We start from the raw sequence: 14,543 nt of genomic DNA, 5'->3' as shown, positions 1-14,543 counted from the left end.
CCGTGCGTTCGCACCACGCCGCTCCAGCATGGGAGACAGATGAGAGTCACATCATTGGCCGCGGGCGCCGCCCTGGCCGTCGGCGCGGTGCTCGCGCTGCCCGCGCCCATGGCCGCCGCTGCGCCGACCCGCCATGAGGCCGAGACCTCGCCCGCCGTCTGCGTCGGCACCGTCGACAGCAACTGGGCCGGGTTCTCCGGCTCCGGCTTCTGCAACGGCACCAACAGCACCAGCGGATACGTGCAGTTCACGGTGACGGCATCGGCCGCGGGCACAGCGACGCTCGGTGTCCGCTTCGCCAACGGCACCACGACCGCGCGGCCCGCCGCCCTGGCCGTGAACGGCGCGACCGTGCAGACCGTGTCCTTCGAGGGCACCGGCACCTGGGACGCCTGGACCACCAAGACGCTGACGGTGAACGTCAACGCCGGCAGCAACACCGTCCGCCTCACCCCGACCACGTCCACCGGCCTGGCGAACGTGGACTACCTGGAGTTCGAGGCCGGCTCCACCCCGCCGCCGACGACCGCGCTGTACGTCGCGACCGGTGGCAACGACGCGAACGCGGGCACGCTGAGCGCCCCGGTGAAGACCATCCAGCGCGCGGTCGACCTGGCCCAGCCCGGGTACACGATCTACGTGCGCGGCGGGACGTACGCGCCGAGCACGAACGTGCAGATCCTCAAGAACGGCACGTCGAGCCAGCCGATCGTGCTGCGCAACTACGGCAGCGAGAAGGTCGTGCTCGACGGCGAGAACATGTCGTACACCCCGGGTGCGGTGGACTCCACCATCCCCCGCTCCGAGCGCGGCGCGATCCACATCGAGGGCGACTGGTGGCGCATCGTCGGCCTGGAGATCATCCACGGGCCGTACGCCGTCTTCGGCCTGGACACCAACAACAACGTGTTCGAGCGGCTGATCACCCGCGACAACTACGAGAGCGGCCTGCACCTGCAGGGCGCCTCCAGCAACAACCTGATCCTGAACCTGGACAGCTACGGCAACCGCGACCCGCGCAAGAACGGCGAGAGCGCCGACGGCGTGGCCATCAAGGAGGGCTCCGGCAGCGGGAACGTGGTGCGCGGCGCGCGGCTGTGGAACAACTCCGACGACGGGCTCGACTTCTGGATGTTCTCCTCGCCGATCCTGCTGGAGAACAGCCTGTCCTGGGGCAACGGCTTCAACCGGTGGAACCTGCCCAACTACACCGGCGACGGCAACGGGTTCAAGCTCGGCGGCAACGCGGTGTCCGCGAGCCACACCGTCCGCAACAGCATGACCTGGGACAACGCGGTCGGCGGCTTCATCGACAACAACAACCCCGGCCAGCATCTGATCGACCGCTGCACGGCCTGGGACAACCCCGGGACCGGGTTCAACGTCAACCGCTCGGACAGCACGCTGACCAAGAACCTCGCGATGGCCAACGGGACCGCCGTGTCGCTGGGCTCCAACTCCAGCGGCTCGGGCAACTCCTGGGACCTCGGCGGCACCTGGTCGCCGCAGAGCACCGATCCGAGCACGATCACCGGGGCCCGTACCTCCGACGGTTCGATCCCCTCCTCCACGTTCCTGCGTCCGGCCAACGGCGCCGACGTCGGGGCACGCTTCTGATCCGCGGTAGACCGGCAGGCCGCCCGGTGCCCCCCGGGCGGCCCGCCCACCGCACGTCCGGACGTACCGGATAAATAAGCCGAACCGGTAATCACGACAGCAGATTCGTATATCTCCACATTGGAGATTTATTGACATCGTGATGCCGGTGGCGGGACGGTCCGCCGCATCCCCTCGGGAATCGACGGAGGTTCCACACGTGATGATCAACCGAAGGCGCGCCGGGGCCGCGCTCGCCGCGCTCGGCCTGCTCGCCACCACCCTGGTCGGCGCGGCGGGACCGGCCTCCGGCGGGTTGCCGCCGCGCTGGGTGGGCACCTGGGGCACCGCGCTGACCGCGCCGAGCCTGGCCAACACCGGCAGCTCGCTCAACGGCTTCACTGACCAGTCGATCCGCCAGCTCGTGCGGGTCTCCCTCGGCGGGCAGAAGGTCCGGCTGCGCTTCACCAACGCGTACGGCACGCAGCCGCTGACCATCGGCCACGCCACCGTCGGCCTGCCCGCCGCACCCGGCTCCCCCACCCTGCAGCCCGGCAGCCTGCGCGAGGTCACCTTCAACGGCAGCGCCTCCACCGTGGTCTACAAAGGCGCCGAGGTGCTCAGCGATCCGGTCGACCTGCCCGTCGCCGCCTCCCAGGATCTGGCGGTGACGCTCTACCTGCCGACCGCGACGGGTCCGACGTCCTGGCACTGGACCGCCCGGCAAACCTCGTACGTCTACGCGGGCGACCGCGCCGGCGACGTCGACGGCAGCGGCCAGAGCGCCGCCTACAACCACTTCTACTACCTGGCCGGAATCGAAGTGCTCACCCCGACCGGCCTGGGCACCGTGGTGGTGCTCGGTGACTCGATCAGCGACGGGTCGGGCTCCACGCTCGGCGCGAACACGCGCTGGCCGGACTACCTGGCGAGCCGGATCACCGGCACGTGGCCCGCGCTGGCCGACCCGGGCGTGCTCAACCTGAGCCTGGCCGGCAACCAGGTGACCCGCGACGGGTTGACCCTCAACTCGCCCGCGCTCGGCGACAGCGCCCTGGCCCGCCTCGACGACGACGTGTTCAACCAGCCCGGCGTACGCACCGTCATCGTGGAGCTGGGCATCAACGACGTACACCTGTCGGGTTACCCGGCCGACCGGATCATCGCCGGGCTGCGCCAGCTCGCGATCCAGGCCAAGGACCGCGGGCTGCGGGTCGTGGTGGCCACGCTCGGCCCGTTCGAGGGCTACTCGTCCTGGACGGCCGACAAGGAGGCCGTCCGCCAGGCGGTGAACGCGTGGCTGCGCGGCGACAACGAGTTCGACGGGCTGCTCGACTTCGACCAGGTCCTGCGTGACCCGGCCGCGCCGAGCAAGGTCCTGCCCGCGTACGACAGCGGCGACCACATCCACCCGAACGACACCGGCGCGCAGGCCCTGGCCGCGGCCGTGCCGCTGTGGCTGCTGTGACCCGATGACGCCGGATTTCGCGCGGAATAACGGCCTCCACCGGCTTTGATGGCATGCAACAAATCTGCACATGCACATACTTGATACCGGAAAACGCTTACCCGTAGCGTTGGTCCGCGAGGTTCGGTTCCCTGACCGGGACCGAGAAGTGCAGACGGGGGCGGCCGGCATGCCGCCCCCGTCTTCTCCCCGGGACGGTGTGATGGCGCAGCTGCTCGCCCTTGTGGAGAAGACCAAGCCCTATCCCCTCGCGGTGGCGGGCCCCGCCGACTTCCGCTGCGAGCCGGTGGCCTCCGTCGATCCGGGCATCGTGCTGACCGAACCCGGCCACAGCCTGTACTGCCTCGACCACGACACCCGCCGCGCCCTGTTCACCAGGACCGACGTCGACCCCTGCGGCGCGCCGTTCTACTTCCAGGCGCAGTACGAGCACGCCACCGGCCTCGTCGCCCTGTCCTACGACGAGCTGCACGCACTGCCCACTGCAGGCGAGCCGAGCGGCGTGTTCCTCTACTCCACCGGCCGCTGCGGCTCCACCCTGGTCGGCGCGGCGCTGGCCGAGCACGGCGAGCTGACCGGCCTGTCCGAACCGGACGTGCTCACCCAGCTCGTCACGCTCGCCCCGCGCCTTCGTGAGACCGAACTGCGGGAGCTGGCCCGCAGCTGCGTTCGGCTGCTGTCGCGGGGACGGCCCGTCGCGATCAAGCCGCGCAGCTTCGTCATCGAACTCGGCGCGCTGCTGCACGACGAGTTCCCGCAGCTCGCCGCCGTCTTCCTGTACCGGGAGCCGCTGTCGTGGGCCCGGTCGACCGCACGGGCGTTCGCCGGGTACGACCCCGCGCTGACCACCGACCCCGCTGCCGTGCAGGACCGCCTCGGGCGGCTGATCCCGCTGGTCGCCAGGTGGCGGCAGCGGGTCGGCCGCCTGCTGTCCCCCGAGGAGGTCATGGCCTGCCAGTGGGTGGCGCAGCTGGAACGCGCCCTGGCGCTGCGGCAGCGGGGCGTCGACGTGTTCACCGCGACCTACGAGGACCTGCTCGCCGACCCGCCGGGCGTGCTCGCGGCGATGTTCGCCCACTGCGGCCTGCCCGCGCCCACCGGGCCGGCCGGGTTGCCTGCCGGGGACTCCCAGGAGGGCACACCCCTGTCCCGGGCGGCCACCTCCGCTCGCGGCGAGCCTGGGTTCGACAAGACCGCGTTCATGCGTACCGTCGCCGAGCTGTGGGTCGAGGCGCTCCGATGAGGGCACGTGAACGCCGCCGCCTCCCCGGCCCCAGCGCGGCAGGCCGCTGCGATGCCAGAGCGGACGCGCTGCGATGAGGACATCCGAGCTGGTGGCCCAGGGTGCCCGGCTGTGCGCCCGCATGATCCGGTCCGAGCCGCGGCTGTTCCTCGTCTCGCTGGGCGGGGCGGCCCTGGTGGTGGTTCTGTCGATCGGCAGCGCGTTCGCGATCGGCGCGGTGGTCGCCGACGTGGTCGCGCCGATGCTGGACGCCGGGCGGGTCGACGCGGGGCTGCTCGTCGCCGCCGCGGCCGCGCTGCTGGCGCTGAGCGCGCTGAAGGTGGTCGGCATCTTCAGCCGCCGCCTGGGCGCGGTCTACCTGCAGCAGAGCCTGCAGGCCGGGCAGCGCAAGGCGATCGTGCGCAAGTACCTCAGCCTGCCGCCCGCGTGGCATCGCGACAACCCGACCGGGGCGCTGCTGTCCAATGCGTCGTCGGACGTGGACGCGGCGGCGTCGCCCGCCGGCAGTCTCGCCTACGCGATGGCGACGGTGTTCCTGCTGGCCGGGGCGCTGACCGCGCTGTTCGCGGTCGACTGGACGCTCGGGCTGGTCGGCCTGGTCGTGTTCCCGGGCCTGGTCACGGTGTTCGCCGTGTACTCCCGCCGGGTCGCCCCGCGCCACCGGCAGGCGCAGTCGCTGCGGGCGAGGGTGACCGCGCTGGCGCACGAGAGCTTCGACGGGGCGCTGACGGTCAAGGTGATGGGCCGCGCGGACCACCAGACGGCCCGGTTCGCCGGCCAGGTCGGCGAGCTGCGCCAGGCGCTGGTGTCGATCGGCCGGACGCGGGCCTGGCACGACCCGGTCATCGACGCGCTGCCCCAGATCGGCACGATCGCGGTGCTGGTCGTCGGGGCGTGGCGATGCGAGCAGGGCGCGCTCGGCCTGAGCGACCTCACCGCGGCGGCGTTCCTGTTCGCGCTGATGGACATGCCGATCCGCGCGATCGGCTGGCTGCTGGGCGCGCTGCCCCGGGCGGTCGCGGGGTCGGAGCGGGTGGACCGGGTGCTCGCCGCCGCGGACGACGCCCCGCCCGGCACGGCCACCCTCGGCGGCGAGCGGGGCGAGCTGCGGTTGCGGCAGGTGGGCGTACGCAACCTGACCGAGGTGTCGTTGCGGGTCGCACCGGGCCGGGTCGTCGCGCTGGTCGGGCCGACCGGCTGCGGCAAGTCGACCGTCGCGGCCGTCGCCGCGCGGCTGCTGCACCCGGAGTCGGGGTCGGTGCTGCTCGGCGGGGTGGACGTGCGGGAGCTGACGGCCGCGGCATACGCGGCGGCGGTGGCGTACGTGCCGCAGGTGCCGTTCCTGTTCGCCGACAGCGTGCGCGGCAACGTCGCGCTCGGCCGTCCGGGCGTCGACGACGCCGCGATCTGGCAGGCACTGGCGGTGGCCCGCGCCGACGACTTCGTGCGGCTGCTCCCGCAGGGCCTGGACACCGGGCTCGGCGAGCGCGGCGCGGCCCTGTCCGGCGGGCAGCGCCAGCGGATCGCGCTGGCCCGCGCCCTGGTCGGCGGCCCGTGGCTGCTGGTGCTCGACGACGCCACCAGCGCCGTCGACCCGGTCGTCGAAGCGGACGTGGTCGCGGGGCTGCGCGCGGCCCCCGGCGGACCGGCGATGCTCGTCGTGGCGACCCGCCGCCCGACGATCGCGCTCGCCGACGAGGTCGTCTACCTCGACCGGGGCCGGGTCGAGGCGTGCGGCCCGCACCACGAGCTGATGCGGTCGGCGCCCGGCTACCGGGAGCTGCTGGCCGCCTACGACCGGCGGGAGGCGGCATGAGCGGCGGCGGCATGTGGGACACGTTGCGGCGGGCGCTGCGGCTGTCGCCGGAACTGCGGCGGGGCCTGGCCGTCACGCTGCTGCTCGCGGTGGGCATGACCGCGGGCCGGGCGGCGGTGCCGGTCGCGGTGCAGCGCGGCATCGACGACGGGCTGCGCGGCCCCGGCGGGCCGGACGCCGGGGTGGTCGCGGTGATCGGCGCGGCCGGGCTGGCCGTGCTGGCACTGTCGATGATCTGCGGGTACGCGATGATGCTGCGCCTGTTCGACGTCAGCGAGTCGGCGCTGGCGGCCGTGCGGGTGAAGGTGTTCCGGCACGTGCACGACCTGCCGGTGCTGCGGGTCGGCGCGCAGCAACGCGGCGCGCTGGTCGCGCGGGCGACGTCCGACGTGGACCAGATCACCTCGTTCCTGCAGTGGAACGGCGTGGTCCTGTTCATCTGCGTCGGGCAGACAGTGGTCACCGGGATGGTCATGTTCCTGTACTCGTGGCCGCTGGCGCTGGTCGTGCTGGCCGTGTTCGCGCCGGTGGGGTGGGTCGTGCGGGGCGCGATGCGGGACCTCGCCGACGCGTACGGGGCGGTGCGGCAGCGGTCGGCGGAGATGCTCGCGGTCGTGTCGGAGAGCGTCGTCGGCGCGGAGGTGATCCGCTCCTACGACGCGTCGGCCCGCACCGTCGCCCGCCTCGACGAAGCCGTCGACGCGCACCGGCTGGCGTCGCAGCGGGCGTCGCGGCTGACGGTCACGGCGTACTCCGCCGGCGAGATCGCGACCGGCGTGGCCATGGCGGCGACGGCAGCCGTCGGCGTGCTGCTGGGCGTCGGCGGGCGGATGACGGTCGGCGAGATCGCCGCGTTCCTGTTCCTGGTGGCCCAGTTCGCCCTGCCCGCGCAGGTCGCCGGGGAGATGCTGAACGGGCTGCAGAACGCGGTCGCCGGGTGGCGGCGGGTCCTCGACATCCTCGACGTCGAACCGGACGCCGCCGACCACGCCGAAGCGGTCGACCTGCCGCCAGGGCCGATCACGGTGACCCTGCGCGGGGTCGGGTTCACCTACCCGGACACGTCCGCGCAGGTGCTGCGGGACGTGGACATGGAGATCGCCGCGGGCAGCCGGGTGGCGGTCGTCGGGCAGACCGGGGCGGGCAAGACGACGCTGGCGAAGCTGGTCGCTCGCCTGGCCGAACCGAGCCGGGGCCAGGTGCTGCTGGCGGGGGTGCCGCTCGACCGGGTGCGGCTGCGGTGTCTGCGCGAGCGGGTGGTGATGGTGCCGCAGGAGGGCTTCCTGTTCCGGGGCACCCTGGCCGACAACATCCGGTTCGGGCGGGCGCTCGGCGATGACGACCTGGCCGAGGTGCTGCGCGAGCTGGGGCTGCTGGACTGGGCGGCAGGGCTGCCCGTGGGGCTGGACACGGTGGTGGGTGAGCGCGGCGAAGGGCTCAGCGTCGGCGAGCGGCAGTTCGTCGCGGTCGCGCGGGCCCATGCTGCGGGTGCTGACCTGCTGATCCTGGACGAGGCGACCAGTGCGGTGGACCCGGCGACGGAGGTGCGGCTGCGTACGGCGATGGACCGGGTGTCGCGCGGGCGGACCACGATCACGATCGCGCACCGGCTGGCCACGGCCCGCGGGGCCGACGAGGTGATCGTCGTCGACGACGGGCGGGCCGTGCAGCGCGGGCGGCATGAGGATCTGGTCGCGGTCGCGGACTCGCCGTACGCGAAGTTGCACGCGGCCTGGCTGGCGGGCGAGAACGCGCTGGCCTGAGCTATCGGCGGATTGTTCCGTCCTGCCAGCGGTAGAGGTCACGGAGCAGGGAGATCTCGGCGCCGTGATGGATCAGTTCCCGGTTGACGTGCAGGACGGTGACCTCCAGGGGAAGGCGCTCGGGACCGGCCGTGGGCGGATTGTCCAGGTCGGCGTCCGACAGCTTGCGGACGCCCGCGTTCCATCGACCGTACATCTCGTCGAGCTGCTTCAGCGCCTCGTCGGCGGTCCCGGCGTAGGGGAAGGTCTGGTAGTCGACCTCCTGACCGCCGAAGTGCCAGGCGACCCGATAGGCCAGGCAGGAGACGACGATGTGCGCCAGCCGCCAGGCGATCGTGGTCACCGGCGCCGGCTCCGGGTCAGGGGACGCGAAGTCCATCGTCCATTCCCCCGAACCCGCCGACATCGGCGCGGTCGACGTGCCCTGTGGGCGGATGCTCCAGCAGCCGGGCACCGGCTCCCAGAAGTACTCCTCGTCGGTGAGACCGTGCAGCCTCGGCCGCAGGCGCCTCTGCCAGTACCAGTCCAGCTGGTCGGCGATTCGCTCGCTTCTTGTCACCTGCACACACTACCTACACCGCGGCTGAGACCATGCGGACGCCGTCGCTGGTCGTGGTCCGCAATGACGTACCGCACCGGGTGAACCGGGCTGCGGATGTTTTGAGGGGTCGAAGACGAGCGTCACCGCACGATCAGGGAAAGATCGTTAACTAGGGCCTCCGTCAGCGCGGGCAACTGGACATCGGCGACGATCGCGCCGCGCAGGGACATGATTTCCCCGACTGTGGAAAGGTCGTTGCCGCGAAGGTCCGCTCCACGCATGTCGCATGCCTCGAAGCGGGTCGACGTGAACCGGCATTCGTCGAACGCGAGCACGTTGAGCTTGCACCTGGTGAACTCGGTTTGGACGACGGAACATCCGATCAGTGCGACTGGGCCCGTGGCCCGCAGGTCGGTGAAGGTCGCGTAATCGAGGCGGCAGTTCTCCAGAACGACATTCTTGAACGTGGCTCCGGTCCACTGCGATCCAGTCAGTGTGCAGCCCTTCAACACGCAACGGTCGAGAGTGACCCGGTCGAACTGCGAGGACGTGAGATCGGCGTCGACGAACAAGGACCGAGAGACTGCCACTCGTCCGAGCTGAGCGCGGGACCAGGCCTCTCCCCTGATCAGCACCTCGATGAGGTTGGCACCGTCGCGGGGCAGCTCGTCAGCCAGGTCGAGCTCGTCCGGTTCCGCGCCGGGAAGCAGCACAGACAGCTGGCGCAGGGTTCGGGTCTCCATCAGACATCACCTATCGTGTTGTTCCTGCGGACCAGCCTTGAGTGATCTGCTCGATCGTCGCGCGGCCCTCGTTGTTGAGCTGCAAGGTCAGACCTCGGGCGCGGCGCACCAGGTTCATCAGCCGTTCGCCCAGCATCAGGTGCAGAGTCGCAGTCACCGCCCCCACCGACACGTCCGGTAGCGATGCTGCTAGCTCGCGGACGGTCCAAGCCCGGCCGGGCTCATCGAGCAGGACCTGGTAGATCCGCTGCCGGGGTAGGCTGCGCACCGCCAGCACCTCGGCGTGTGGTGGCTTCATGGGAGGTCGCCGTCCTGCACTGCTTGAGCCCACCGAGCTTGAGAGCACGGGAACCGGGCGAACGTACAGGTGAACTCGTAGCAGCCCTGGCATAGGCCGTCTCCGTCGGACGTATGCACCAGCAGGATCGAGCGCGCGTCCATCCCGATGTCACCGTCCGGCTTGTCGGCTGTAATGATCATGACCACGGTCCTGTTCGGGTGTCCAGCACCAGGACCTCGGCGGTGCTCCACCCGGCGTCGATGAGCGTGTCGAAGGCCCAGCTGTAGGTCGTGCACGGGAACGTCTCGTGGCAGTTGAGGCAGCGATCACCCTCTGGCCACGAGATTGGGCAATGTACCCGCGCCAGATGCTGGGCTTGAGGCTGGCACGCGCCGGTCGGCTTGATCGCGTTCGCTGCGGCGTTCACCGCTGAACCCTCCCGTCGTATCGCGATGCGCCCGGCCGGACGGAGGCGGTGTCACGTCCGGCCGGGGCCTTCTCCCGCAGTCGGCGCAACCGCGGTGCGTGGCGGTGCCCGATGGCGGGATCGACGGAATGCCCGTCGATCAGTAGCGTGGCGGCTGCGGCTTGTCACCATGAAGCGGACAGGCGTCAGCTGTTGTCGGCCGACGCCGGCAAACGGTCAGGTGTCGAGCGCGGCCGGACCAGCTAGGGTCGTTCCATGCAGGTGGGTGGCCGTCGGGCCCGTGAGTGGACGATTCACGGCGAGCGGGTGGTCGACGACACCCGGCGTGCGGCGCTCAGCATCGCCGACGTCGAGCTACCCAACGGGGTCCGCTTCGAGCAGTACGTACTCCGCGTGCCCAAAGCCGCAATGGTGATCGTGGTCGATGACGCCGAGCGGGTGCTGATGATGTGGCGCCACCGCTTCATCCTCGACCGGTGGGTGTGGGAGCTGCCCGGCGGCTACATCGACCCTGACGAGGACCCGGCCGTGTGCGCCGCACGCGAGGTGGAGGAGGAGACCGGCTGGCGGCCCCGGTCGCTTGAACCGCTGGTGACTTTCCAGCCCATGGTGGGCACCATCGATCAGACGAATCTCGTCTACCTGGGCCGGGGTGCCGACCACGTCGGCACCGCACCCGACATCAACGAGGCCGAACGAGTCGAGTGGATCCCACTTGACGACGTCGAACGGCGGATGCACCTGGGCGAGCTCGTCGGTGCGGGATCGGTCTCCGGCCTGCTTGCTGTCCTCCTGCTCAAGGCTCGGGGCAAGCTCTAGACCGCAGCGAGCACAGGCCGGACCCGTTCGGCGAATGCGCGCACGGCAGGCAGGCCGACATGCTTGCCCAGCCGGTCCGACAATTCGCCCAGGTAGTCGCGAGCGCGCATGGAGTCCAGCCCTTCAGCCGCGTCGACCGCTTGCATCCCTATGGCGCTCGCCTGCTCAAGGTCGCCTGCCTGCGCGTGTGCAGTCGCCAGCAACGCCAGGTTGAACTGCTTTCCGCGCGCGTAATGCCGGCCGTCCATGTCGAGCGAGCGCTCGGCGAACCGCTGTGCAAGATCACCTCTGCCGAGAGCGGCGAAGCAGTGGCCGAACTTGGCCGCCAGGTACGACTCGTCGAAGTACCCGATCCACTGCGGTGCACTGGATCGATCGGCCTTGTCGAACGCGCGCTCAGCCCGGTCCAGAGCCTTGGCACAGGCAGCCTCATCACCACCGGATGCGTGGCCCTGCGCTTCCAGAACCGCGGACTCCGCCTCGATCGCCTTGATCCCGGCTTCCGCCGCCACACGACCCGCCGCCCGAGCGAGGTCGACGGCGTAAGAGGAAGCTCGCAGGTAGGAGGCCTGGTGGCTCATCGCCGCGAGGATCTCCGCGCCCAGGGCATGGTCACCAGCACCGTATGCCAGCCGCAACGCCTGGATCATGTACCGCTGAGCAAGGCCGTTCATGCCGATGTCGTATGACGCCCACCCCGCCAACTGTGTGGCCTCGGCCGCGGCCGAGAGCAAAGCCCGGCCGGTGCTCGCGTGGTAACGGCCTCGCAGCATCGCGGCTACCTCGCCATCGAGGAAGCGCACGATGCTCTCGCGCACGTGTCCGCCGCCGAACTGGTTGTCGAGTGTGCGGTAGGTCGCGGTGATCCGCTTAACCATCTCGATGTCGGGCTCACCGATCAGCCGGTCACCGTCGCCGGCCGGACTTTCATCCATTGGCGAGACGAGCCACCGCATCGCAGGCGACATGAACGCTGTCGCACTGAATCCCACTGCCCGGAGAACATTTCGCCGTTGCACATCTTCCTGCCATAGGTCTACGGCGACCTCGATACCCTGCCGCCAGTCCGGCGCAAACTCTAGCCCGCGCCCAGCCTCAGCGTCGCCAGAGTCCATGGCGTCTTTATGTCCGCCGCTGTCGGCCGACACCTCGCGAACCATGGCTGACAATCCGCCATTGCCACCTAATGCAGCATCCAGTAAAGCGGCGACCGCAACGCTAGGCCGCTTATTTCCAACTTCTAGATCCCACAGGTGTCCGTGGGAGCAATGCACCTGCTAGCCGAGGCGGCGCAACGAGACTCCTCGCAGCTCACGAAGTAACTTGAGTTGCGCAGCAAACCCTTGATCGACCAAAACCAACCGTTGCGACATGGCTACGCTTCCTGACGATGAATCGAACACGCCCTACCTACGATTACCATAAGCGCTTGGCGCGCAGATTGTGCTCTTGACAACCATGCCGTTGGCGTCTATCTAGTTACGACTCTTCGGGTGATGGCAGATCTTCGAGCGGTCCGCGTCGCCACTGAAAGTTGATTCCGACGGAATCTGGAGCCAACCGATGTGTTGGTAGCGAGACCCTGCCAGGTGGAACCCAACGGACTGACCGTGCCGCCGACGCGGGGTGCACCGGCTGACAGGTGCGCCCCGGCCTTTATCAAACATGCGGGGCGCCCGACCTCAGCCCTTGCCACCGAACACGCACAGCAACTCCCCCGTGACAGTAACGACATTCGGGGGATGTTGGCTGGAAAGTCACTCGTCTATGGTGCCGTTCATGGCCGGTGAAGACATGCACGAAAAGGGGCGAGAGGGCCTCCACCGCGCTAAGCAGTGGCTGGATCGGTCCACGCGAGTGGCCCAGAGTTGGCCCAGCAGTGACAGGGCACTGGGTGAGTTTCTGCACTTCCAATGGCCCGATGCCTCGGGTACGTTCTCTTTCGATCTTGGCGGGAAGCTTAGAGGTGGAACGCTCGCCGGGCGAACCTTCGTTGCGGAGATCAAGAACTACACCAAGGAACTCGACCTGGCTACGCACTTCCGGGACTTCCAGGCCAAGTCATATGTGGCGTACTGCGCCAAGCCGGATCGATGTGATGTCTTGATGTGGATATCATGGTCGCCCTTTAAGGCACGATCCTGGGATGAGCACACGACCCCCGCTAGCGTCCGCAAGGCCATTCTTGATCCCGCAAACCGGTACCGTGTTCTCAAAGAGGAAGATCTTGATCGCGCGTCAGCACAGTTGAACGAAGAGGCTGTGGTCGAGGTCTCGCGACGCCTTTGGATGATCACCCTCTGTGAGCGGCAGGAAGAACTGGTGATTTCCGATGAGCACATGGGCGAGTTGATGAAGTACATGCAGGTGTCTGGCGGAGGTACGTGGGAATGATGATTTCGCTGGCGTCGGCTATCAGAGCGTCCCTTGAATTCGGCAGTCCTGAAGATCGGATTGTCGCCGCAAAAGATGCGGTTACACGTCACCTGCTTGCGGTTGATGGCCGAGTTAGGGTGCGTCAAACCGAATATTTCAACCACAGTGTTGCTCCTGATATCGTCGTAACTTGGCCAAGGGAGAGGCGGGAGCGATATCTGTACCTGCGTCCTTCGACCAACCCGCAGTGGCTAGCTCAGGACCTACGTTGGATTGCCGAGAACAAGCCCATCGTTATGAGCCTTGATCCGGAGCCAACCACCGCAAACACGGATATGGCGGCCGTAGGTCATCAGGCGCTCGTTGCCGACACCCTCCTCGTCGATCCGACAGCGCTGGACGAGTTTGCCGCCAGTCACGGTCCTCTCGGCACCTTGCTCGCCCACGCAGTCCTGCAGGGCGGCAGGGGCCTTGTGGACCAAATTGTCGCGAGAGAGGCGGGGTTTGTTGCCGCGGCCGGCTTTGCGGGAGCACAGCAGCTGGCCGCGCAACCCATTCGAGATGCCACCGAGTTCGCCTCCACTATTTTCGCGAAGGAGCACGCATCTCGTATAACTCGCATCCTTCGCGCCGTTTGGGAGGGGCATGGCGGATCGGCTCTTGACTTTCCTTCGGTGGGAACGCTGTCTGGACCGCTTACCGCCGAAGACATCGAAGTCCTCCTCGCATCGGTGGACACAGAAGATCGAATCTTCTGGCGTCGTGTCGGAAGGACCATCACCCTGGCGATGCTCACCTCCCTCACCGTCGCCGACCCTTGTCCCAATCTCGGGTGGCTAGTAATGGCGAATATCGACCGCCTATCCGCTCGCGCTCTGCGCGTTCAGGCCGGTCAGCCGACATTATTTCACGACAACGAATCGCGATGGACCATCGCGCGTAACTGCCTGCTGCTGCGGGGGGAGGATTGGCTCGCCTACTTTGCAGCCAGGATCGACGACCTGCCGCCCGGTGCTGAATATGTCGGCATCGACCTGTTCGATCTCCGAGAGCAAGCGGCTCGGCGAGGTCAGACTGTTACCGACCTGACCGTGGAGCGCCCAGACCTCGCGATCACGTTCGAGTCCACGACCGAGAGCAACGTTGTCGACAGCGAGGACCTTGCCAGCATGGCAATAAGAGGTCACGCGACCGCCCGGCGGGCATCGGTTGCCTTGCATGGCGGGCGAGCAGTAAAGATCGATTTCCTGTCTGCAACCGCCGGTGGCGCCACCAGCGCCTCCTTCACGCTGGCTGATCTCGGTTACCACGCGCTCCCTCTGCTCTTGCACACAGTCGTTGGTCCCCTGGCGGACTTCACTGTGGACCTAGCGGAAGCGGGGTTCGGCGAGGATCCGGCGCAATCCGAGCCTGAGCCAGGCCAGCTGCTGATCGACGATTTCTTGTAGGTAGGAGGGCAGCTAGCTTCATG

At 68.7% G+C, this 14,543-nt stretch carries 12 protein-coding genes; 8 read left to right on the top strand and 4 right to left on the bottom strand.

Features of this window, described 5'->3' with window-relative positions; all coding sequences use genetic code 11:
• Positions 1 to 39 precede the first annotated feature (39 nt).
• The 5 genes from AB0B66_RS30440 (at position 40) to AB0B66_RS30420 (ending at position 7,886) form a co-directional block, all read left to right on the top strand.
• Positions 40 to 1,617 carry a right-handed parallel beta-helix repeat-containing protein gene (locus AB0B66_RS30440; protein WP_360536403.1) on the top strand — a complete coding sequence of 526 codons (1,578 nt, stop codon included), beginning with the start codon at positions 40 to 42 and terminating at the stop codon, positions 1,615 to 1,617.
• Positions 1,618 to 1,819: 202 nt separating this feature from the next.
• Positions 1,820 to 3,064 (top strand): SGNH/GDSL hydrolase family protein, encoded by a 1,245-nt coding sequence (locus AB0B66_RS30435; RefSeq protein WP_360536401.1) that lies wholly within the window; start codon positions 1,820 to 1,822, stop codon positions 3,062 to 3,064.
• A gap of 202 nt (positions 3,065 to 3,266) precedes the next feature.
• Positions 3,267 to 4,307 (top strand): hypothetical protein, encoded by a 1,041-nt coding sequence (locus AB0B66_RS30430; protein WP_360536399.1) that lies wholly within the window; start codon positions 3,267 to 3,269, stop codon positions 4,305 to 4,307.
• A 73-nt stretch (positions 4,308 to 4,380) separates the two neighbouring features.
• The gene (locus tag AB0B66_RS30425) at positions 4,381 to 6,123 is read left to right on the top strand and encodes an ABC transporter ATP-binding protein (protein WP_360536397.1); all 1,743 of its coding nucleotides are present in this window, start codon (positions 4,381 to 4,383) and stop codon (positions 6,121 to 6,123) included.
• Positions 6,120 to 7,886, top strand: coding sequence for an ABC transporter ATP-binding protein (locus tag AB0B66_RS30420; protein WP_360536395.1), 1,767 nt, complete (start codon positions 6,120 to 6,122; stop codon positions 7,884 to 7,886). Before AB0B66_RS30425 ends, AB0B66_RS30420 begins: the two co-directional genes overlap by 4 nt.
• Before the next feature lies 1 nt (position 7,887).
• Here the strand turns inward: AB0B66_RS30420 and AB0B66_RS30415 are convergent, their stop codons facing one another.
• The 3 genes from AB0B66_RS30415 to AB0B66_RS30405 all read right to left on the bottom strand — a co-directional run bounded on the left by AB0B66_RS30415 (position 7,888) and on the right by AB0B66_RS30405 (position 9,468).
• Positions 7,888 to 8,445: a DinB family protein gene (locus AB0B66_RS30415; protein ID WP_360536393.1), complete on the bottom strand. Its 558-nt coding sequence runs from the start codon at positions 8,443 to 8,445 to the stop codon at positions 7,888 to 7,890.
• 122 nt (positions 8,446 to 8,567) lie between these two features.
• Positions 8,568 to 9,170 (bottom strand): pentapeptide repeat-containing protein, encoded by a 603-nt coding sequence (locus tag AB0B66_RS30410; RefSeq protein ID WP_360536391.1) that lies wholly within the window; start codon positions 9,168 to 9,170, stop codon positions 8,568 to 8,570.
• A 10-nt stretch (positions 9,171 to 9,180) separates the two neighbouring features.
• Positions 9,181 to 9,468, bottom strand: coding sequence for a hypothetical protein (locus AB0B66_RS30405; protein ID WP_360536389.1), 288 nt, complete (start codon positions 9,466 to 9,468; stop codon positions 9,181 to 9,183).
• A 664-nt stretch (positions 9,469 to 10,132) separates the two neighbouring features.
• Here AB0B66_RS30405 and AB0B66_RS30400 point away from each other — a divergent pair.
• The gene (locus AB0B66_RS30400; RefSeq protein ID WP_360536387.1) at positions 10,133 to 10,696 is read left to right on the top strand and encodes an NUDIX hydrolase; all 564 of its coding nucleotides are present in this window, start codon (positions 10,133 to 10,135) and stop codon (positions 10,694 to 10,696) included.
• Here the strand turns inward: AB0B66_RS30400 and AB0B66_RS30395 are convergent.
• Positions 10,693 to 11,856: an XRE family transcriptional regulator gene (locus AB0B66_RS30395; RefSeq protein WP_360536385.1), complete on the bottom strand. Its 1,164-nt coding sequence runs from the start codon at positions 11,854 to 11,856 to the stop codon at positions 10,693 to 10,695. The two genes, AB0B66_RS30400 and AB0B66_RS30395, sit on opposite strands and share 4 nt — an antisense overlap.
• A 619-nt stretch (positions 11,857 to 12,475) precedes the next feature.
• Between AB0B66_RS30395 and AB0B66_RS30390 the strand changes: the two genes are divergently transcribed.
• Positions 12,476 to 13,090: a hypothetical protein gene (locus tag AB0B66_RS30390; RefSeq protein ID WP_360536383.1), complete on the top strand. Its 615-nt coding sequence runs from the start codon at positions 12,476 to 12,478 to the stop codon at positions 13,088 to 13,090.
• The gene (locus AB0B66_RS30385; RefSeq protein WP_360536381.1) at positions 13,087 to 14,520 is read left to right on the top strand and encodes a hypothetical protein; all 1,434 of its coding nucleotides are present in this window, start codon (positions 13,087 to 13,089) and stop codon (positions 14,518 to 14,520) included. The genes AB0B66_RS30390 and AB0B66_RS30385 overlap by 4 nt, the downstream gene beginning before the upstream one ends.
• Positions 14,521 to 14,543 lie beyond the last annotated feature (23 nt).

This window comes from Catellatospora sp. NPDC049111 (genome assembly GCF_040648615.1).
GTDB classification, from domain to species: domain Bacteria; phylum Actinomycetota; class Actinomycetes; order Mycobacteriales; family Micromonosporaceae; genus Catellatospora; species Catellatospora aurea.
Note: the sequence above shows the minus strand (reverse complement) of the source record. Positions and strands in the feature narration are given on the sequence as shown.